The sequence below is a fragment of the Paraburkholderia bonniea genome, from assembly GCF_009455625.1.
Taxonomy (GTDB): Bacteria; Pseudomonadota; Gammaproteobacteria; order Burkholderiales; family Burkholderiaceae; genus Paraburkholderia; species Paraburkholderia bonniea.
The window spans coordinates 2,857,460-2,876,303 of record NZ_QPEQ01000001.1; the positions used below are offsets into that span (position 1 = coordinate 2,857,460).

Genomic DNA, 18,844 nt, shown 5'->3' on the forward strand with positions numbered 1-18,844 from the left:
CTAAGTATTTTCTTAAAGCTATCGCAGTAACAATTTGGCACAATCCGACGCTGGTCACCGCACGAATGATGGCCGTCTGGCTGTGCACCACCTATCCTGATGTATCAATCCGGAACACTTCCATGGCCTCTTCCCGTCCAACTGGCGTACCCTGGCTCACTCCTTATCTGACTGTGCGTGATGCACGCGTGGCCACTGCCTTTTTCGAGGCGGCGTTCGGCTTTAAGGTGCGCGATAGCGTGCAGGATAACGGTGTCGTGATGCACGTCGAAATGACTTACCAAGACTCGCTGATCGTGATGTTCGCCCCCGAAGGCGCGTTCGGCTCAACGGCACAAACACCCCAAAGCGCAGGCGCAACCGCACCGCAGTCGTTTTATCTGTATGTCGATGATGTTGACGCGGTATATGCGCGCTCGCTAACCGCTGGCGCAAAACCACTGAGTGAGCCTCAGGATCAGTTCTGGGGCGACCGGTTTGCCCAGATAGAAGATCTGGACGGCTATCGCTGGGCGCTCGCTCGCCACATTTCCTGAGCCCATGAGTATTTTTTTAATGCCTCGTTTTTTCGTCGGCATCCCCTTTCAGCCTGGTGACATCGTTCAGTTGCCAGATGACGTGACGCGGCATATCCACGTCCTGCGTTTGCAGGCTGGCGATTCCATCGTGTTGTTCAACGGCGCAGGCGGCGAATATAGCGCTGAGCTGATAGAGGTCGAACGCCGCGCCGCCAGCGTTCATATTCATGAATTCCGCGACATCGACGCCGAAGCACCGTACCGGCTAACACTGGCCCAAGGCATTGCGGGCGGCGACAAGATGGATTGGCTGATCGAAAAATCCGTCGAACTGGGCGCATCAAACTTTGTTCCACTGACCACAACACGAAGTGTCGTGCGTTTGTCTGGGGAACGTGCGCAGCGTCGGCATGCTCACTGGCAAGGCATTGTGCGCGCCTCGTGCGAACAATGCGGCCGCAACCGCTTGCCCGACGTGGCACCAGTCAGAGAAATCGCCACATGGCTAGGTGCGCTGCCCAGAATGCCTGCTGAAGGTGAGTTGCGCCTGCTACTGTCACCACGCGCCAGCATTAGCTTTACCGCGCTGCCATTCACGCCGCCACAAGGGCACATCATCGTACTGGTTGGGCCAGAAGGCGGCTTCTCTGCCGCCGAAGAAGCCGCGGCAACCGACCACGGCTTCACCGCAGTTGGCCTCGGCCCGCGCGTATTACGCACTGAAACAGCCGGTATCGCTGTACTTGCCGCGCTTGCCGCACGCTGGGGTGGCTGGTAGCGCATCGCGCAATAACTACGGCGCACACAAAACAAGTTAGCTGCACAAAACTAAAGGCCTGCCAGATTTAACTGGCAGGCCTTTAGTTTTTCATACCCGGCTGGCACGGCACCCTGGCGCGTTAGCGCCGCGCCGCCCAACGCCGCCATCAGCCAGACATGCAATCACGCAAATGAGTAAAACACCCTGAATGCAATTTTGCGTTCGGCCCAGAATTCAGCGGCTTCACGGAAAACATCGAGCAGGGTTTCGCGGGCTTCCTTATCAAACTTCTGCGCGACCGGCAATGCATCCAGCACGATCACAAACCCCGGCTGAGGGCCTGCCTTCTGCACCAGATCGGTCAAACAGTCGTAAAGCGCGTCGTAATTCTTGCCGAAATGCTTGGGAAACAGAAACGATGTCGCTATTGTTTCCAGCACTTCCACTTTGGTTTGCGCATTGGCGCAATGCGCATAGAGAAAATGCTGGCCCAGCCGATTCGCTTCATCGGCCAAATCCTGCACGCGAAACGCGCGAATCGACTGTACGATGTTTGGTCGTACGGTCCTGAAAAGACTCATAGGCCCCTCGTTCGATGAAAGCACAGTGCCGGCTTCGTTTTGGACTTCCTGAGCGTGACTGGTGCCACGCATTTGCATGACGCGCCGGAACAGATTGCCGTCACCGGCGGCGAAAAAGTCTGCTGCGACTCCGGTGTTGTGCTCGTAGATGTTATCGCTCATACCGTTCATCCCGATGTCATCCAGCAATGTGCCTAAAACTCGCGTAGTGGTCATCCGAGTAATAACAATTGCTGGTTTGCCGTAACGAACCACCGCAGACGATACGCCTTGCTCCCCGATTACGGGCACGGGGCGTAGGTACGGTGTACTCGTGATAAAAGCCGCGCCGACGCAGTGGTAGTAACCGTTCCCGGTTACCGAATACGATGCCGTCCTTCTCATACGGATAAGGCCCGCCCGCTTCAATCAGGCTCAATGTCTTGATTGCTTCGCGCGGCAGTTGCGCTGTGGTAACCGTATCCTGAAGCTGGCCTACAGTGCCCGTATCCCGGGCAAACCCAACCGTGACGTGACTTGCACCGAAACTAGCAATGGCAAAAGCAACCATCAATACGCCATTGCGTAACCCGTTGCGTGTCATGGATCAGCATTCCCACTATCAGACCACGAGTTTGACGACACAGAAAGACGTAAGGGTATCGCTAATGGCCCAGGGAATCAATGTCGGCTTGCCGACAAAAGGCTTTCCCGGCAAGGGATAGCGCAGCAGCAGCAAATCTTGACAATCTTTGCACAGATTTATTGATCTGGATCAAGATAAAATAATCCCGGCGAAGAAGATTCAGGCATGGCAGCAAATACTCCTACCGTCCCCCAGCGCTTTCATCCTGAAAAACCGCCATTCAGCCTTTAGGGTGGCGCTCCCCTGCTCACCCTAAGCGCACCCGGCTCCGGGTGCGCTTTTTTTTCGCCGTCGCTGATTTTTGCCAGCGCTATGCGTTCAAGCAGTGCCTAGCGCGAAGCAATCACATCCGCCACCAGCAGCGCGGTCATATTGACAATCCGGCGCACGGTCGCCGAAGCGGTCAGCACGTGCACGGGCCTGGCGGCCCCCAGCAACATCGGACCAATCGCAATGTTGTTGCCAGCGGCGGTTTTGAGCAGGTTGTAGGAGATATTCGCAGCGTCGATGTTCGGCAGTACGAGCAAATTGGCATCTCCTTCCAGCGTCGATTCAGGCAGTATCTCGCGGCGCAGGTTCGCATCGAGTGCAACATCGCCATGCATCTCGCCATCAACCTGTAAATCGGGAGCCTTTTCTTTCAGAATGGCCAACACATCGCGCATCTTTTGTGCGGACGGTGCATGGCTGGTACCAAAATTCGAATGCGACACTAGCGCGATCTTCGGTTCAATGCCAAAGCGACGCACTTCTTCTGCCGCCATGATCGTGATTTCGGCCAGTTCGGCTGGCGTCGGATCCACGTTCACGTGCGTGTCGACCAGAAAAATCTGCCGCCCCGGCAGCACCAGCGCGTTCATCGCCGCATAAACACTGCAGCCTTCGCGCTTGCCAATCACCTGGTCGATAAAGTGCAGATGACGGTGCGTCGTGCTAATCGTGCCGCAGATCATCCCGTCGGCTTCGCCCTTTCTAACCAGCATCGAGCCAATCAGCGTCGTGCGGCGGCGCATTTCCAGTCGCGCCATTTGCTCGCTGATGCCCTTGCGCGACATCAATTTGTAATAGCTCTGCCAGAAATCACGGTAACGCTCGTCCCGATCGGGATTGACCACGCTGTAATCCTGGCCCGCCACCAAGCGCAAGCCATAACGGGCAATGCGCTCCTCAATAACGGCGGGGCGTCCAATCAAGATCGGCTTGGCCAGCTTTTCATCCACCACAATCTGCACCGCACGCAACACCCGCTCTTCTTCGCCCTCGGCAAACACAATGCGCTTTTTGTCCGCTTCCACGCTGCGCGCCAACTGGAAGATCGGCTTCATCGTCGTGCCGCTGTGATACACGAACTGCTGCAAATGCTGTTCGTAGGCTTCCATATCTTCGATCGGGCGAGTGGCCACGCCAGAATCCATGGCTGCCTTCGCCACCGCAGGCGCGATCTTCACGATCAGGCGCGGATCAAACGGCTTCGGAATCAGATACTCCGGGCCAAACGACAAATCCTGAATGCCATACGCCGTAGCCACGATGTCGCTTTGCTCCTGGCGCGCCAGCTCAGCAATGGCGTTGACCGCGGCAATTTCCATTTCGCGTGTCACCGTCGTCGCGCCCGCATCCAGCGCGCCACGGAAAATGAACGGGAAGCACAGCACGTTGTTGACCTGATTCGGGTAATCCGTGCGGCCCGTGGCGAGCACTGCATCCGGACGCACGGCGAGTGCCAGTTCCGGCAAGATTTCGGGGGTTGGGTTGGCCAGCGCGAGAATCAGCGGCTTATCCGCCATCTTGATGACCATCTCCTGCTTCAGCACACCGCCAGCCGACAGACCGAGGAAAATATCCGCGCCATCAATCGCTTCCAGCAGTGTGCGAGCGCTGGTTTCCCGCGCGAAACGCTCTTTGTCCGGATCCATCAATTCCGTGCGGCCCTTGTAGACCACGCCAGCCAGATCGGTGACCAGAATATTTTCGAGTGGCAAGCCCAGGTCAACCAGCAAATCCAGGCAGGCGAGCGCCGCAGCGCCCGCTCCGGACGCGACCAGCTTCACTTGCCGGATATCTTTATTGACGACCTTCAAGCCATTGGTGACCGCCGCCGCCACCACAATTGCCGTGCCGTGCTGGTCATCGTGAAACACCGGGATCTTCATGCGCTTGCGGCATTCACGCTCGACGATGAAGCAGTCTGGTGCCTTGATATCTTCCAGATTAATGCCGCCGAAAGTCGGTTCAAGCGCGGCAATCACCTCGACCAGCTTGTGCGGATCGGATTCGTTCAGCTCAATATCGAACACGTCGATGCCAGCGAATTTCTTGAATAGCACCGCCTTGCCTTCCATCACCGGCTTCGATGCCAGCGGCCCAATGTTGCCTAGCCCAAGCACCGCCGTGCCATTGGTCACCACGCCAACCAGGTTGCTGCGCGCCGTGAAGCGGGCGGCGTTCAACGGGTTTTCGACGATCGCTTCGCAGGCAAACGCGACGCCTGGCGAATACGCCAGCGCCAGATCGCGCTGGTTAATCATCTGCTTGGTCGGCGCAATCGCAATTTTCCCGGGAGTAGGAAACTCGTGATAATCGAGCGCGGCGTCGCGGAGCTTGTTTTTGGTATCGGTATTGCTGGAGTTAGACGAATTCGACATAAGGCGGGCTTGGAAGTGCGGATTAGAATAGACGTTCGGCCGCATTGTAGCCCCAATCCCCTCGTAGATTCGTCCGGTCAAGGTGCAACTGTTGCAACAAAAATCGCGCCAAAACCACGCCAGAAGCACACTTTGCCGGGCCAGATGAAGCGCTTGCAAAGCCCTTGTAAAACCCTTAAACAGCGCTCGAACTGGCCCGGTTCCGACTACTTTCCTTCGCCCCGTTCGCCCCCGTTCATCACGCTATTCAGACGCCGCTTGCGCTTCTCTCCGCCTTAAATCTGCTTATTCACCCCGCTTATTCAGCTCACTTAACCTCTAACGAACCTGCCGCCACCATGCTTTCCGAGTTCTCGCTAATTGAGCGTTTTTTTGCCCGCCGCCATCAAACCAGCCGTCACGCGCTGTTAGGAATCGGCGATGACTGCGCGTTGCTTGCGCCGCCAAGCGGCGAGGTGCTCGCGGTCTCAACCGACATGCTGGTCGAAGGACGGCACTTTTTCGCCAATGCCGAGCCACACGCGCTGGGTCATAAAGCGCTAGCGGTTAATTTGTCCGATCTCGCCGCGATGGGTGCCCGCCCGCTGGCGTTCACGCTCGCGCTGGCGCTACCCGAGGCGCGCGAAAGCTGGCTGGCGGCATTTAGCGCGGGCTTGTTCGAACTCGCTGAACGCCATGGCTGTGAGCTGATAGGTGGCGATACCACGGCGGGGCCGCTCAACCTGTGCCTGACGGTGTTCGGCAGCGTCGCGCCACAGCAGGCCATGCGGCGCGATGCGGCGCAAGCGGGTGACGATATCTGGATCTCCGGCACGCTAGGCGATGCCCGTGCGGGTCTTGGCGTGCTACGCGGCGAATGGTCAGCCGCGCCCGCCGATGCGTTGCTCTTTCGCCATGCACTTGAGCAGCCCGAGCCGCGCATTGCGCTGGGCCTGGCGTTACGCGGGTTGGCTCACGCAGCGCTGGATCTATCGGATGGGCTCGCGGGTGATCTGAACCATATCCTGCTGCGCTCACAACTTTGGGCCCAGGTGGATGTCGATGCCGTGCCGCGCTCCTCTGCGCTGCGCCGCTTGCCGCTTGAGGTTCAACGTCAGGTCACGCTGGCAGGCGGTGACGATTACGAACTGTGCTTCACCGCCCCTGTCACAGCACGCGCAAAAATCGAGGCGGCAAGCCGCCAGGTGAATGTGCCCGTCACCCGTATCGGCACGCTCAATAGCACCGGAAACAGCGCCAATGCCGCCAGTACAATACGCGCTGCCAAAATTACGCCGCCTGCCTCCCGAATCACCTGGACGGACGCAGCAGGCACGCCACTCAACCTGACCTTGCAAGGCTTCGATCATTTCCATGCCGACTAACCCCTCACTCGACCCAGCCAGCGTATCGCCCAACACCCCTGGAGCACCGCGTCGCGCCACCGCACGTTTCATGCTGTCGCATCCGCTGCATCTGATTTCACTGGGGTTTGGCAGCGGGCTCGCCCCCTTTGCGCCGGGCACTTTCGGCACCCTGCTTGGCTGGGCCTCTTTCGCTGCCTTCAGCCACTATCTGACGGTGATCGAATGGGGTGTGCTGATCGCAGTTGGTTTTTTTGCCGGTATCGTGATTTGCGGCTTTACAGCGAAAAAGCTCGGCACAGACGATCCATCGCCTGTCGTCTGGGATGAAATCGTCGCCATGTGGCTCGTGTTGCTGCTGGTGTCGCCGGTCAGCTTTAGTGGTCAGTTGGGGGCGTTCCTGGTGTTCCGTTTCTTCGATGCGCTGAAGCCGCCCCCAATCCGCTATTTCGACCGCAAGCTCAAAGGTGGCTTCGGCATCATGTTCGACGATCTGGTGGCGGCGTTCTTCACGCTGCTGGTGATTGCGCTGTGGCGCATGTGGGCCTGACACCTGAGCACGCGCGTGCCGGTGTGACGCCGCGCTGCGTGATCTGTTCTTTCTGCGTTTTCCCCCGCGTTTTTCCGCATTACCACCGCCAGAGCCCGCCATGTCCACTGACGCCACACTGCATCAACTCGCGCAACAGGTCGGCGAGCGTTTGCTCGACGCTCACGCGACGCTTGCTACTGCCGAATCCTGCACCGGTGGCATGGTCGCCAGCGCAATCACCGGAATTGCCGGTAGCAGCGGCTGGTTTGAGCGCGGCTTCGTAACGTATTCGAATCAGGCTAAAAGCGAGATGCTTGGCGTGCCCGCCCGTTTGATCGAAGCGCATGGGGCGGTCAGCGAGCCGGTGGCGCAGGCGATGGCCGAAGGAGCCTTACGGCACAGCAAGGCGCAGGCTTCGCTGGCTATTACTGGAATTGCCGGGCCTTCGGGTGGTAGTGAGGCAAAGCCCGTTGGCACGGTGTCATTTGGCTGGAGCTACGGCCGCCACACACGCGTGGCAACCGTGCGCTTTGATGGCAACCGGCAGCAGGTTCGGCAGCAAGCCGCTGAGCACGCATTGCGTGAGCTGCTGGTGCTATTGGCTTTGGCTATTGACGGAGAAACCCGGCGCGCCTGAACGGCTGCTGCGCCGGTAGAACATGGCCGGCATGGCCACGCATGGCCGCAACAAACAACGGCCATGCGCTGAAAAACCACTCCACGCTATTCAGCGCTTTCAGCGATAAGCGTTGATCTGATCTCGGGTTTTCTGTGCGGCAAGCGCTGCGGCCTGAGCGAAATCATCGCCCTTGCCAGCATAAATAATCGCCCGCGATGAATTAATCAGCATGCCTGCCCCTGACGTCGTGCGTCCTGCCCGCACGGTGGCTTCGACGTCGCCGCCCTGAGCGCCAATTCCAGGAATCAGTAACGGCATGTCGCCGGTAATCTGCCGCACGATTTCGATTTCCTGCGGAAACGTCGCGCCCACCACCAGCCCCAGCTCGCCACTCGCGTTCCATTGCTGCGCAGCCAGTTGCGCCACGACCTGATACAGCGGCCGGCCACCGGCATCCAGAAACTGCAGATCAGAACCACCCGGGTTCGAGGTGCGGCACAACACAATCACCCCTTTGCCAGCGTGCTCGAGATACGGCTCAAGCGAATCAAAACCCATATAGGGATTCACCGTCACGGCATCGGCACGATAGCGCTCAAAGGCTTCGCGGGCATATTGTTGCGCAGTGCTGCCAATGTCGCCACGCTTGGCGTCGAGAATCACCGGCAACCCAGGATGGTGCAAATGAATATGCGCGATCAATTGCTCTAGCTGATCTTCAGCGCGATGCGCGGCAAAGTACGCGATTTGCGGTTTGAATGCCGACGCGTAAGGTGCAGTGGCGTCAACGATATCGCGGCAAAAAGCAAAAATCGCTTCGGTGCGATTAGCCAATGCGCCCGGGAATTTAGCCGGATCGGGGTCAAGACCGACGCACAACAGGGAGTTCGTTTGCTGCCATGACTGACGCAACATCTGGATGAATGAAGACATGGGGGAAGCTCGCAGCGAGCCAGTGAGCGGGAAGGCGCGTAGTTTACACGCTGGCAGCACCCGCCCGGCCACTGGAGTTCCTCGTCCACCATGGCCTGGCACGTGGCGCATATTACTGCGGCAATTTACTGTGGCAATTCGGCCGCGCCCATGCGCCGTGCGATCACGCCAGCGCGTGATGCCAGATACGGCGAGTTGCGATGCGCATCAAAATACTTCGGCCGCGGCAACATCACTGCCAGCCGCGCCGCCTGCCAACTGCTGAGCTTTGCCGCCGAACTCTTGTAGTAATAGCCTGCGGCGGCTTGCGCGCCATAGACGCCATTGCCCCATTCAACCGAATTCAGATAGATCTCAAAGATGCGTTCTTTATCGAGCAGGGTCTCAAGCATCCACGTGATGATGAGTTCCTGGCCTTTGCGGATGTAGCTCTTTTCGCGCGACAAGAACAGATTGCGCGCCAGTTGCTGAGTAATGGTTGAACCACCTGAAACAATCTTGCCGCGCGCCTTGTTTTTTTCCCAAGCTTGCAGGATGGCGTCGGTTTCATAGCCGTTGTTATTGGCGAAATTGGCATCTTCCGAAGCAATAATCGCCCGCTTCAAATTGCGTGAGATTTGCTCATAAGGCACCCATTGGTGCTGCAACGCCAGATCAGGACGGTCGGCCGAGAGACGCCATGCGTCTGCGCGCATGAACGCGCTCGAATGCGGATTGACGTAATTCCATACGCCGATCTGGATGAAATAAAACGCCTGAGTCGCCAGCCATGCGCTGGCCACCACCGCGCCGACGTAGAAGCTCCAGCGCACCAGACCCGGCTGATGGCTACGCTTGGTTGCTGTCATGGTTGTTTCAGTCTGTTCAATCTGGATTGGTATCTGGATTCGGTTGGCTATTCACCGTAACCATCGTGGCCACCGTGACCACCTTCAAACGCGTCAAGCGTGGCCTGCGGCCACATGCTGTGCGTTCAGACAGCGCCGCCTGAGGCCCGCATCTCATCGCGCAACAGCTTCAGCACAGGTGCGCTATCAGGCCGTTTGTCGCGCCAGACAAAAAATGCTTCAGCCGCCTGCTCAACCAGCATGCCCAAGCCATCTTCAGCCCGGGCACCCAGCGCGCGCGCATGCTGCATAAACACCGTTGGCTGGGCGCTGTACATCATGTCGTAAGCCAGCGTGCCGGGACCAAACGCGCGCTCGTCGCATTCCGGCAAAGCACCATCCAAACTACCCGCTGTCGCGTTGATGATGATGTCGTAGGCTTGCGGCTCAATCTGTTGCGGGCCGCCACCGGTCAGCGTGCAAGCGGCAACGGCTGCGGCTGTTCCAGCAAGCGCTGCAGAAGCCGCCGCTGCGGCAAAACGGCTGGCCAGCGCCTGCGCGGTGGCTGCCGTGCGGTTGGCAATCGTCAGTTGCGCAGGGCCCCGCTCCAGCAGAGGCAGCACCACGCCTTGCGCCGCGCCGCCTGCGCCCAGCAGCAAAATCCGCTGCCCGCCAAGCGGCCGCTGCAGATTAACTTCGATATCGCGGACCAGACCCACGCCATCCGTGTTGTCGCCATAAATGCCGCTGGCATCCTGACGCAAGGTATTCACCGCACCGGCTGCCATCGCCCGCGGCGACAGCTTGCTGGCCAGCGCGAAAGCCCGCAGTTTGAACGGCACAGTGACATTCGCCCCCCGCCCGCCATCAGCGAAAAACGCCAGGGCCTCCTGCTCGAAAGCTTCGACTGCGGGGCACAACCGGCCATATTCCAGCGGCTCACCTGTTTGTTGTGCGAACAAAGCGTGGATACGCGGCGATTTGCTGTGCTCCACCGGATTCCCCATCACCACATAACGGTCAGGCAAATGCGTCTGGCTCATGCTTCAGCTTCCTGGCGTCGAAGGTATCAAGGTGCTAGCCGCCTGATCTGGTGTGGCTTCGTCCATTGCTGTTGTTGCGGCTGATGCCACGCCGGTCTGGGCCTCGGCTTGGGCTTCCGCTTCGCTTTCAGTTGATTCATCCGCGAGGTCCGGCTCATCTTCGCCGCGCTCAGCGCTTTCATCGGCTTCATCGGCTTCATCGGCTTCATCGGCTGCGTCTGCGTCTGCGTCTGCGTCTGCGGCTTCATCGGCTGCGTCATGCTCTGTCACGGCTGCTGGCGCGGCAATCACGTTCAGCAAGCGCACGGAGGCTTCAATCGTCAGCTCATCAAGCCCCATCACTTCCAGCAGCACCCGCGTGCCGCGCGCATGCACGCCAAGTCCGGGCACGTGCAGCAGCAGTGGAATCTCTTCGAGACGCACCAGGTCATCCTTCACCACAGCAGCCGCCACCTGCTTTTTGTTTTCCTGCTTAAGCCAGCGCAGACACCAGAAGTACTCCATGCGCCGCTGGTAATCGGCATACGCCGAATACGTATCGTCAAAGCCCTGAACCACGGCAAACAGATCCGCATCCTTAGGCTTGAAGGGGGCCACGAGCTTGGCCGTCACGCCGTGGCGTACGCAGGCCAGCAACTGCCACTGGTTCACCAGATCAACATAACGGCGCAACGGTGAGGTGCTCCACGCGTACTGCTCGACCCCCAAGCCTTCGTGCGGTGCCGCGCTGGTCTGCATGCGCGTGCGCTTCGGGCCGCTGGGCGCACCAAACGCACGTTGCGAGCGGTAGATGCCGGGCACACCGTGATCGTTCAGCAACGCCCCCCAGGATGAATTCGCCAGGATCGCCAGCTCAGCGACGATCGTATCGAGCGGCGAGCCGCGCCGCCGTGGCGTGATCGTCACGTGCTCGCCTTCGACATAAAAATTGAAATCGGTATTGCGCTGCACTTCGCGCCGCAAGCCATAACCGGCCCGAGCCTGCTGGCGCTTTTCGAACAACGCCTGAGCAAACGGCCAGAGCACTGCGATGTCGTCCTTGTGCGGATACTCGCCAGTGCCTGCTGCGAGGCTTTCTTCACTCACCAGTTCATCAAGCGTGTTGTGGCGCAAGTTGTGTTTAACGAATACGCGCTCGGCACGGGTTTCGCTGGCCACGATCTCCTGAGTCTCACGGTTCACGATCACATACAGCGACAACGCGGGGCGCAAGCCGCCTTCGGCCAGCGTGAAAGCTTCGACCACGGCATCGGGCAGCATCGTGATTTTGTCGCCCGGCATATACACAGTGGACAGACGCGCGCGCGCAATCGCATCCACCGGATCACCACGCTCAATGCCCAGCGCTGGCGCGGCGATATGCACGCCGATACGCACGCGGCCATCCGCCAGATGCTCAACCGAAAACGCATCGTCGATCTCGGTCGTGGTGATGTCGTCAATCGAGAAGGCTTCGATGGCGGCCTGCGGCAAATCGTCGGGAACCGGGCCAACAGTTACTGGCGGGAAAGCCGTGCCATGCGGAAACTGCTCTGATAAAAAACGCGCTTCGTGCAACGCGCGCGGCGAGGCGATGCCACCGCATTCCAGCATCAGGCGCGCCATCGACATCCCGCGCGCCGCCGCCGCGGCTTCCAGTGCCTTGTATTCGATCGTGTTTTTGTCAGGCTTGGTCAGCAAGCCCAGCACCTTGCCTGTGAATGCCTCTGGCAACCGGCCAGCCTTCATTTCGTTTTCGTATTCAGCCTGAACCAGCGCCTGCTGACGCTTGCGTTCGAGCGACGCCAACGCCATCTGCAACTGCTCATGCGGTGCGCGTTGATACTGGCCGCGCCCCTTCCGGCGGAAATACACTGGCGCGCCATGCATGCGCAAAATCAGCCCAGCGCGTTCAACTGGGCCAAAAGCTTCACCAAAATATTCAGCACCTAGCGTGGCAAACGGAAACTCTTCTTCGGGGGCGCATTCCCATAAAAAACCCAGGTCGATCCCTTGAGCCAGCGCATCGGCTTGCTCCATCAGCTCGGCCGCAGCTGGCCGGTCGAATTCGATCAGCACGTCTTTAGTGCGCACTTTGGTGCGGCGACCGCCCGGCAGCTCGACCTGAAGCGCGTCGCCTTGACGCGACAGGACGCTACCTGCCTTGAAACTGCCCGATTCCTCAAAAAAAACGTTCACTCAAATACTCTCGTTCTGACGCCCATCGGCGGCTGCACTGGTTTAGCTCATGCAGCTCGCAGATGATCGTGATGGTGGTAAATAAAAAGGATTTCGCCGAGCGTGGCGCAAGCGCGCGAGCGTTACCCGCCCGGCACGCGCGGAGCCGCATCGCAAAACGCGAGCACCTCGTCAGCGTATTGCCCGAACTCGCTGATGGCGTGATTGCTGCCCTCTAGCACTCGGGTATGCGCCCCCGGATAACGCGCGAGCATATCTCGATAATCAAGCACTTCATCGCCTTTGGCGGCCAGCAAAAAATAGCGTTCTGGATGCGTGATAGCGGTGACCTCAAGCGAGCGCAATTCATCCAGATGATGCGGCTCGACGACGATACTGCCGCCGCCATGCCACAGCGGCTGTTCGCCCAGATATGCAGTGAGATCGCGTTGCGGCACGATCGCGGGATTGAGCAGCGCAGCGGGCCAGCCATGTTTTTGCGCCAGATACGTGGCGAAGTAGCCGCCCAGCGAGCTGCCAATCACGCTAACCGGCCCAGCCGGTGCCGCGCTGACCAGCGTTTCGACCAGCTCCACCGCCGCCAGCGGGGACACCGGCAGCATTGGGCAGCACCATTCGTCACTGCGCCCCAGCGCAGCGAGCCGGGCGGCCAGCACGCGCGCCTTGAATGAATCAGGCGACGAGCGAAAGCCATGCAGATACAGAATCACGCGACACCTCGCTCTCTCCCGATACGCCGCGCGGAAAGCGCATCGAGCAGCTTCTGGTGTACGCCGCCGAACCCGCCGTTGCTCATCACCAGAATCTGGTCGCCTGGCTGCGCTTGCGCAACCACTGCGTGGACCAGCTCATCAAGCTGATGAAACGCCTGGGCCTTGTCACCCAGCGCGGCCAGCGCCTGCGCCAGATCCCAGCCCAGCGCGTCGCGTCCCGCTGACGCGCCATAGCCAAACACCTTGTCCGCGTCAGCCAGGCTAGCTGGCAACTGAGCCTTCATCACGCCGAGTTTCATCGTATTTGAGCGCGGCTCCAGCACCGCCAGAATCCGCGTGCGCTCACGTCCGACCCGCGTGCGCAGCCCGGCGATAGTGGTCGCAATCGCACTGGGGTGATGCGCGAAATCGTCATAGACCGTCACGCCATCCACGCTGCCGCGAATCTCCATCCGCCGCTTCACGTTGCGAAAAGCGCCCAGCGACTGCGCAGCCTGCGCTGGCGGCACACCGACATGACGGGCAGCCGCCAGCGCGGCTAGCGCATTCATCCGGTTATGTTCTCCCTGCACCTGCCACTCGACGTGGCCCACACGCTGGCTTTGCCAGTACACCGCGAAACGCTGGTCGACCGGCACGCCATCTTCAGCCGCCAGCGCCTGCCAGCCACCCGCCACCCCAAAGCGCTCGACCTCGCTCCAGCAGCCACGCGTAAGCACCCGCTCTAACGCATCCTGTTGCCCATTTGTGACAATGCGGCCAACGCCCGGCACGGTGCGAACCAGATGATGAAACTGGGTTTCGATGGCAGCGAGATCGGCAAAGATATCGGCGTGATCGAATTCAAGGTTGTTCAGCACGACGGTGCGTGGCCGGTAATGCACGAATTTCGAACGCTTGTCGAAAAACGCGGTGTCGTATTCGTCGGCCTCGATCACGAAGAAGCTCGAATCAGTCAGCCGTGCCGATACGCCGAAATTCAGCGGCACGCCACCGATCAGAAAGCCCGGATTCAGCCCGGCATCGTCCAGCAGCCAGGCCAGCATCGAACTCGTGGTGGTTTTGCCATGCGTGCCCGCCACTGCCAGCACCCATTTGCCGTTCAAAACATGTTCGCCGAGCCATTGCGGCCCCGACGTATACGGCAGACCGCGATCAAGAATCGCCTCCATCAGCGGATTGCCGCGCGAAACCACATTCCCCACCACAAACAGATCCGGCTGCAGCTCAAGCTGTTCCGCGCCATAGCCTTCTATCAGACGAATGCCCTGGGCCTCCAGTTGGGTGCTCATGGGTGGGTAGACCCCGGCGTCGCATCCGGTCACGGTGTGCCCCGCCTCCCGCGCCAAAACCGCCAAACCGCCCATGAACGTGCCGCAGATGCCGAGGATGTGAATATGCATAAGCCAGTGATGCCACGGGGGCCGTTGAGATTGGGGGATGACATGGAAAAGCGCCGCCGCAAAAACACAGCAGCGGCGACGCCAGCGCGGCCCAGAGTGGCCGTTTCGCAAAGGTCGCTATTGTAACTGACGGCCCTGCGGCGACCGTCTGGGATGAAAGGGCACCGCATGGGCCAGATGGGCGATCTAGTATGATTGCCCGATGGTGCGCAAATCACATTTCGATCCCCAGCGCGTGCGCGAAGAAATCGCCATCGCCGCGGCCCGTCTGATCGCTGAAGACGGTCTCGACTACTCCACAGCCAAACGCAAAGCAGCCCGGCAGATAACCGGAGAAGCCCGCCTAGCGGGTGAATGGCTGCCCGGCAACGACCAGATTGAAGAAGAAATACGCGAATATCAGGCGCTATTCCAAAGCGAGAGCCAGCCCTTGCTGCTGCGACGGCTGCGCGAAGCCGCACTCGACTGGATGCAGCGGCTTGCGCCCTTCAACCCCTATCTGACCGGCGCGGTGTTAAGCGGCACAGCGGGCGTGCATTCGGATGTGCATCTGCAGATGTTTCACGACAACAGCAAAGAAATTGCGATTTATCTTCTCAACGCCAGAATTCAATACGACGTCACCGAAACCCGTCATTTCGCCGGGCGCGGCGACGTCGAAACCCTGAGCTTCCTTTGGCGTCCCGCCAGCACACCCAATCAAACGGAACCAGGCGCTGAACCGGTCGGCATCCACCTTGCGCTTTACACCACCGACGATCTGCGCGGCGCAGTCCGGGCCAACGCCCGTGGCCGCCAGGCCCGAGCCGACGCGCGCGCAGTGCAGGCTCTGCTGGATGCCAGCCAGCCCTTGGCCCACCCGGCTTCCCACTAGCACTTCTATCCATCGAACCCCATGAAAACCAAACGGATTCTGGCCGCAGCAGCCATCGCTGTACTCGCCACCCTGGCCGGTGGCTACGCCAGCCATATGTTCTTCAATCGCAGCGCACACCTGGCCACCGCCCCGGCGCAACCCAATGCGGTCGAACAGTTATGGACCGCCGCCGTCACCAACCCTGATGGCGCCAGCCAGTCATTGAGCCGCTTCAAAGGGCACGCGGTCGTGGTCAACTTCTGGGCTTCGTGGTGCGCTCCCTGCGTTGAGGAAATGCCCGAACTGGTCGCGCTACATCACGAGTACGCGAAAAAAGGCGTGCAGTTCATTGGGCTTGGCGTCGACTCAGAACAAAACGTCAAAGCCTTCCTGCAAAAAGTCAACGTGGATTACCCGGTGTATGTGACAGGGTTTGGCGGCGCTGAACTGGCACGGGCATTCGGCAATCAGGCCGGCGGCCTGCCCTTTACCGTCGTAATCGACGCCAACGGCGTCGTTCGCTCAACAAAACTAGGACAAATTCAGCAAAAAGAGTTGAGACAGACCCTTGATGCGCTGTAGTTGTTTATCGTGACTTCAAGCCAGATTGGCCGCTGAACGGCATAAATTAGATGCAATTTACCTGGCATTACCAGAAGTTGGAAAGTTTTAGCCTCCGCTCCGCCCGTCCAAACCCGGGCGGAGCGTCGGTGAAACTAGACAAATTTCTCTAAACAGCGCTAAAGTGCGGCCAATTCCACGAAAACAGAAGCACCATGACGCGATTGCTGGTACTGCATGGCCCGAATCTCAATCTTCTCGGCACCCGGGAACCAGAGGTCTATGGCCATGTGACATTGCCGCAAATCGATCAGGCGCTCTCTGACCGGGCTGGCGACGCCGGGGTCGAGCTCACCACCTTCCAGAGCAATCACGAAGGCGCACTAGTCGACCGGATTCAAGCTGCCCGCCTCGAACAAACCCACTTCATTCTGATTAATCCTGCCGCCTATACGCACACCAGCGTAGCGATCCGCGATGCACTCGCTGGCGTAGGCATTCCATTCGTCGAAATTCACCTGTCGAACGTGCATCGCCGCGAGGCATTCCGGCATCACTCGTATTTATCTGACCAGGCTGAAGGCGTGATTTGTGGTTTTGGCTGGAAGGGTTATCTGTACGCACTGGAATTCGCGCTCGACCGGCTTCAGGCCGGTGCCGCACGCGGCTAGTTCCACCTCACACGTCTATTGAGTGCTGGCGTCACGCTACGCCAGCATGCTACGCATTGAAAGGAGATGTTCTATGGATTTACGCAAGCTGAAAACTCTCATCGACCTCGTCTCCGAATCAGGCATTTCAGAACTCGAAGTGACTGAAGGCGAAGGCAAGGTTCGGATCGTCAAGAATGCACCCCCAGTTTACGTGCAGCCATCCACCTCCTACGCACCGCAAATGTCCGCGCCCGCACCGGCTCCAATGGGCGGTGTAGTGGATGCAGCAAGCGGCGGCGCTCCCGCTGCCCCGGCTGAAGCGGTACCACAAGGCCATGTCGTCACCTCACCGATGGTTGGCACGTTCTATCGTGCTCCCTCACCGGGCGCTGATCCGTTTGTCCAGGTAGGCGATACGGTCAAGGAAGGCCAGACCATCTGCATCATCGAAGCGATGAAACTGCTTAACGAAATCGAGTCGGATCAATCAGGCGTCGTCAAAGAAATCCTGGTCGAAAACGGCCAGGCCGTCGAATACGGTCAACCGCTGTTCGTCGTCGGTTAGCCCGCAGCGCGTGGTGCGTTTGCCTTCCGCGTGCCGCTGACAGGCACGCGACCGATCCTCTGAGGCAGTTCCGGCTTGTGTGTCTGGCATTGGCTGCCCATTGATGAGTCGATAATCCGTTATGTTCGAAAAAATTCTCATTGCCAATCGCGGCGAAATTGCACTCCGTATCCAACGGGCGTGCCGCGAACTAGGCGTCAAAACCGTCGTCGTTTATTCAGAAGCGGACAAGGAAGCCAAGTATGTGCGGCTTGCCGATGAAGCCGTGTGTATCGGCCCGGCACCGTCGAACCTGAGCTACCTGAATATGCCTGCGCTCATCAGCGCGGCTGAAGTAACGGATGCTGAAGCCATTCACCCAGGCTACGGCTTTTTGTCTGAAAACGCGGACTTCGCCGAACGCGTCGAACAATCAGGCTTCGTTTTTATTGGCCCGCGCCCCGAGACCATTCGCCTGATGGGCGACAAAGTCTCCGCGAAGCAGACCATGATTAAAACGGGCGTGCCCTGTGTACCAGGCTCCGAAGGCGCACTGCCCGAAGACCCCAAAGAAATCGTCAAAATCGCCCGCTCCATCGGCTATCCGGTGATTATCAAAGCAGCAGGCGGCGGTGGCGGACGTGGCATGCGCGTGGTCCACACCGAAGCAGCATTAGTCAACGCGGTCAACATGACACGCGAAGAAGCGGGCCGGGCATTCGGCAATCCGCAGGTTTACATGGAGAAATTCCTCGAAAACCCGCGGCACATCGAAATCCAGATCCTCGCTGATTCATTCAAGAACGCGATCTGGCTTGGCGAGCGCGACTGCTCCATGCAACGCCGCCACCAGAAAGTCATCGAAGAAGCACCCGCGCCAGGCATCGCCCGCCGCCTGATCGACCGTATCGGCGACCGCTGCGCGGACGCGTGCAAGAAAATGGGCTACCTGGGCGCAGGCACGTTTGAATTTCTGTACGAGAACAACGAGTTCTATTTCATCGAAATGAACACACGGGTTCAGGTCGAACATCCTGTGACGGAACTCATCACAGGCGTCGATATCGTGCAGGAGCAGATCCGCATCGCGGCTGGCGAAAAACTCGCTTTCCGTCAGCGCGACATCGTGTTCAAAGGCCATGCCATTGAATGCCGGATCAACGCCGAAGACCCGTTCAAATTCACACCGTCACCTGGACGCCTCACGTCATGGCACATGCCTGGCGGCCCAGGCATTCGGGTTGATTCACACGCCTACAACGGCTATTTCGTCCCACCGAATTACGACTCGATGATCGGCAAGCTGATCGCCTATGGTGCGACCCGTGAGCAGGCCATCAAGCGCATGCGCATCGCCCTGTCCGAAATGGTGGTCGAAGGAATTCAAACCAACATTCCGCTGCACCGCGAAATGATGCTAGACGCGAAATTCGTTGAAGGCGGCACCAGCATCCATTACCTCGAAAACCGCCTCGCGGCCAAGCTGCAAGCCGCACCGGAAGAGGCATAA

19 protein-coding genes are annotated in these 18,844 nt (G+C 59.2%); 10 read left to right on the forward strand and 9 right to left on the reverse strand.

Annotated elements, in window-relative coordinates; all coding sequences use genetic code 11:
- The first annotated feature begins 122 nt into the window (after positions 1 to 122).
- Both GH656_RS12525 and GH656_RS12530 read left to right on the forward strand, forming a co-directional pair.
- Complete coding sequence (locus tag GH656_RS12525) at positions 123 to 536, forward strand: VOC family protein (RefSeq protein ID WP_153076241.1); 414 nt, start codon at positions 123 to 125, stop codon at positions 534 to 536.
- A gap of 19 nt (positions 537 to 555) precedes the next feature.
- Positions 556 to 1,296, forward strand: coding sequence for a 16S rRNA (uracil(1498)-N(3))-methyltransferase (locus tag GH656_RS12530; RefSeq protein ID WP_153076242.1), 741 nt, complete (start codon positions 556 to 558; stop codon positions 1,294 to 1,296).
- A 164-nt stretch (positions 1,297 to 1,460) separates the two neighbouring features.
- On the opposite strand, the gene GH656_RS12535 is transcribed toward GH656_RS12530, so the two are convergent.
- From GH656_RS12535 to GH656_RS12545, 3 genes are all read right to left on the reverse strand, one after another.
- Positions 1,461 to 2,021 carry a barstar family protein gene (locus GH656_RS12535; protein ID WP_153076243.1) on the reverse strand — a complete coding sequence of 187 codons (561 nt, stop codon included), beginning with the start codon at positions 2,019 to 2,021 and terminating at the stop codon, positions 1,461 to 1,463.
- A gap of 16 nt (positions 2,022 to 2,037) precedes the next feature.
- Positions 2,038 to 2,442: a ribonuclease domain-containing protein gene (locus GH656_RS12540; protein WP_153076244.1), complete on the reverse strand. Its 405-nt coding sequence runs from the start codon at positions 2,440 to 2,442 to the stop codon at positions 2,038 to 2,040.
- A 371-nt stretch (positions 2,443 to 2,813) separates the two neighbouring features.
- Positions 2,814 to 5,174, reverse strand: a complete 2,361-nt coding sequence (locus GH656_RS12545; RefSeq protein ID WP_153076245.1) for an NADP-dependent malic enzyme — start codon at positions 5,172 to 5,174, stop codon at positions 2,814 to 2,816.
- 293 nt (positions 5,175 to 5,467) lie between these two features.
- Between GH656_RS12545 and thiL the strand changes: the two genes are divergently transcribed.
- The 3 genes from thiL (at position 5,468) to GH656_RS12560 (ending at position 7,641) form a co-directional block, all read left to right on the forward strand.
- Complete coding sequence (thiL, locus tag GH656_RS12550; RefSeq protein WP_153076246.1) at positions 5,468 to 6,493, forward strand: thiamine-phosphate kinase; 1,026 nt, start codon at positions 5,468 to 5,470, stop codon at positions 6,491 to 6,493.
- The gene (locus GH656_RS12555) at positions 6,483 to 7,022 is read left to right on the forward strand and encodes a phosphatidylglycerophosphatase A family protein (RefSeq protein ID WP_153076247.1); all 540 of its coding nucleotides are present in this window, start codon (positions 6,483 to 6,485) and stop codon (positions 7,020 to 7,022) included. The genes thiL and GH656_RS12555 overlap by 11 nt, the downstream gene beginning before the upstream one ends.
- Before the next feature lie 100 nt (positions 7,023 to 7,122).
- Positions 7,123 to 7,641 (forward strand): CinA family protein, encoded by a 519-nt coding sequence (locus tag GH656_RS12560; RefSeq protein WP_153076248.1) that lies wholly within the window; start codon positions 7,123 to 7,125, stop codon positions 7,639 to 7,641.
- A gap of 99 nt (positions 7,642 to 7,740) precedes the next feature.
- On the opposite strand, the gene pyrF is transcribed toward GH656_RS12560, so the two are convergent.
- The 6 genes from pyrF to mpl all read right to left on the reverse strand — a co-directional run bounded on the left by pyrF (position 7,741) and on the right by mpl (position 14,720).
- Positions 7,741 to 8,556 carry an orotidine-5'-phosphate decarboxylase gene (gene pyrF / locus GH656_RS12565; RefSeq protein ID WP_153076249.1) on the reverse strand — a complete coding sequence of 272 codons (816 nt, stop codon included), beginning with the start codon at positions 8,554 to 8,556 and terminating at the stop codon, positions 7,741 to 7,743.
- Positions 8,557 to 8,681: 125 nt separating this feature from the next.
- Positions 8,682 to 9,404 carry a monofunctional biosynthetic peptidoglycan transglycosylase gene (gene mtgA / locus GH656_RS12570; protein ID WP_153076250.1) on the reverse strand — a complete coding sequence of 241 codons (723 nt, stop codon included), beginning with the start codon at positions 9,402 to 9,404 and terminating at the stop codon, positions 8,682 to 8,684.
- Positions 9,405 to 9,529: 125 nt separating this feature from the next.
- The gene (aroE, locus tag GH656_RS12575) at positions 9,530 to 10,426 is read right to left on the reverse strand and encodes a shikimate dehydrogenase (RefSeq protein WP_153076251.1); all 897 of its coding nucleotides are present in this window, start codon (positions 10,424 to 10,426) and stop codon (positions 9,530 to 9,532) included.
- 3 nt (positions 10,427 to 10,429) lie between these two features.
- Positions 10,430 to 12,604: a ribonuclease catalytic domain-containing protein gene (locus GH656_RS12580; protein WP_153076252.1), complete on the reverse strand. Its 2,175-nt coding sequence runs from the start codon at positions 12,602 to 12,604 to the stop codon at positions 10,430 to 10,432.
- A gap of 122 nt (positions 12,605 to 12,726) precedes the next feature.
- A complete protein-coding gene (locus tag GH656_RS12585) occupies positions 12,727 to 13,314 on the reverse strand; it encodes a YqiA/YcfP family alpha/beta fold hydrolase (protein ID WP_153076253.1) in 588 nt (195 codons plus the stop codon).
- Positions 13,311 to 14,720, reverse strand: a complete 1,410-nt coding sequence (gene mpl / locus GH656_RS12590) for a UDP-N-acetylmuramate:L-alanyl-gamma-D-glutamyl-meso-diaminopimelate ligase (protein ID WP_153076254.1) — start codon at positions 14,718 to 14,720, stop codon at positions 13,311 to 13,313. The genes GH656_RS12585 and mpl overlap by 4 nt, the downstream gene beginning before the upstream one ends.
- Positions 14,721 to 14,922: 202 nt before the next feature.
- Here mpl and GH656_RS12595 point away from each other — a divergent pair, with 202 nt between their 5' ends.
- The 5 genes from GH656_RS12595 (at position 14,923) to accC (ending at position 18,844) form a co-directional block, all read left to right on the forward strand.
- Positions 14,923 to 15,594 (forward strand): UDP-N-acetylmuramate--alanine ligase, encoded by a 672-nt coding sequence (locus GH656_RS12595; protein WP_153076255.1) that lies wholly within the window; start codon positions 14,923 to 14,925, stop codon positions 15,592 to 15,594.
- Between the two features lie 21 nt (positions 15,595 to 15,615).
- Positions 15,616 to 16,158: a TlpA family protein disulfide reductase gene (locus tag GH656_RS12600; RefSeq protein ID WP_153076256.1), complete on the forward strand. Its 543-nt coding sequence runs from the start codon at positions 15,616 to 15,618 to the stop codon at positions 16,156 to 16,158.
- Between the two features lie 194 nt (positions 16,159 to 16,352).
- Entirely contained in the window at positions 16,353 to 16,808 is a 456-nt protein-coding gene (gene aroQ / locus GH656_RS12605) for a type II 3-dehydroquinate dehydratase (RefSeq protein WP_153076257.1), read from the forward strand.
- A gap of 73 nt (positions 16,809 to 16,881) precedes the next feature.
- Positions 16,882 to 17,355 (forward strand): acetyl-CoA carboxylase biotin carboxyl carrier protein, encoded by a 474-nt coding sequence (accB, locus tag GH656_RS12610; RefSeq protein WP_153076258.1) that lies wholly within the window; start codon positions 16,882 to 16,884, stop codon positions 17,353 to 17,355.
- Between the two features lie 121 nt (positions 17,356 to 17,476).
- Complete coding sequence (accC, locus tag GH656_RS12615) at positions 17,477 to 18,844, forward strand: acetyl-CoA carboxylase biotin carboxylase subunit (protein ID WP_153076259.1); 1,368 nt, start codon at positions 17,477 to 17,479, stop codon at positions 18,842 to 18,844.

Bases quoted from the DNA above. Each gene is read 5' to 3' on its own strand.
- GH656_RS12525 (WP_153076241.1), top strand. From the start codon at position 123: ATGGCCTCTTCCCGTCCAACTGGCGTACCCTGGCTCACTCCTTATCTG.
- GH656_RS12530 (WP_153076242.1), top strand. From the start codon at position 556: ATGCCTCGTTTTTTCGTCGGCATCCCCTTTCAGCCTGGTGACATCGTT.
- GH656_RS12535 (WP_153076243.1), bottom strand. From the start codon at position 2,021: ATGAGCGATAACATCTACGAGCACAACACCGGAGTCGCAGCAGACTTT.
- GH656_RS12540 (WP_153076244.1), bottom strand. From the start codon at position 2,442: ATGACACGCAACGGGTTACGCAATGGCGTATTGATGGTTGCTTTTGCC.
- GH656_RS12545 (WP_153076245.1), bottom strand. From the start codon at position 5,174: ATGCGGCCGAACGTCTATTCTAATCCGCACTTCCAAGCCCGCCTTATG.
- thiL (WP_153076246.1), top strand. From the start codon at position 5,468: ATGCTTTCCGAGTTCTCGCTAATTGAGCGTTTTTTTGCCCGCCGCCAT.
- GH656_RS12555 (WP_153076247.1), top strand. From the start codon at position 6,483: ATGCCGACTAACCCCTCACTCGACCCAGCCAGCGTATCGCCCAACACC.
- GH656_RS12560 (WP_153076248.1), top strand. From the start codon at position 7,123: ATGTCCACTGACGCCACACTGCATCAACTCGCGCAACAGGTCGGCGAG.
- pyrF (WP_153076249.1), bottom strand. From the start codon at position 8,556: ATGTCTTCATTCATCCAGATGTTGCGTCAGTCATGGCAGCAAACGAAC.
- mtgA (WP_153076250.1), bottom strand. From the start codon at position 9,404: ATGACAGCAACCAAGCGTAGCCATCAGCCGGGTCTGGTGCGCTGGAGC.
- aroE (WP_153076251.1), bottom strand. From the start codon at position 10,426: ATGAGCCAGACGCATTTGCCTGACCGTTATGTGGTGATGGGGAATCCG.
- mpl (WP_153076254.1), bottom strand. From the start codon at position 14,720: ATGCATATTCACATCCTCGGCATCTGCGGCACGTTCATGGGCGGTTTG.
- GH656_RS12595 (WP_153076255.1), top strand. From the start codon at position 14,923: ATGGTGCGCAAATCACATTTCGATCCCCAGCGCGTGCGCGAAGAAATC.
- GH656_RS12600 (WP_153076256.1), top strand. From the start codon at position 15,616: ATGAAAACCAAACGGATTCTGGCCGCAGCAGCCATCGCTGTACTCGCC.
- aroQ (WP_153076257.1), top strand. From the start codon at position 16,353: ATGACGCGATTGCTGGTACTGCATGGCCCGAATCTCAATCTTCTCGGC.
- accB (WP_153076258.1), top strand. From the start codon at position 16,882: ATGGATTTACGCAAGCTGAAAACTCTCATCGACCTCGTCTCCGAATCA.
- accC (WP_153076259.1), top strand. From the start codon at position 17,477: ATGTTCGAAAAAATTCTCATTGCCAATCGCGGCGAAATTGCACTCCGT.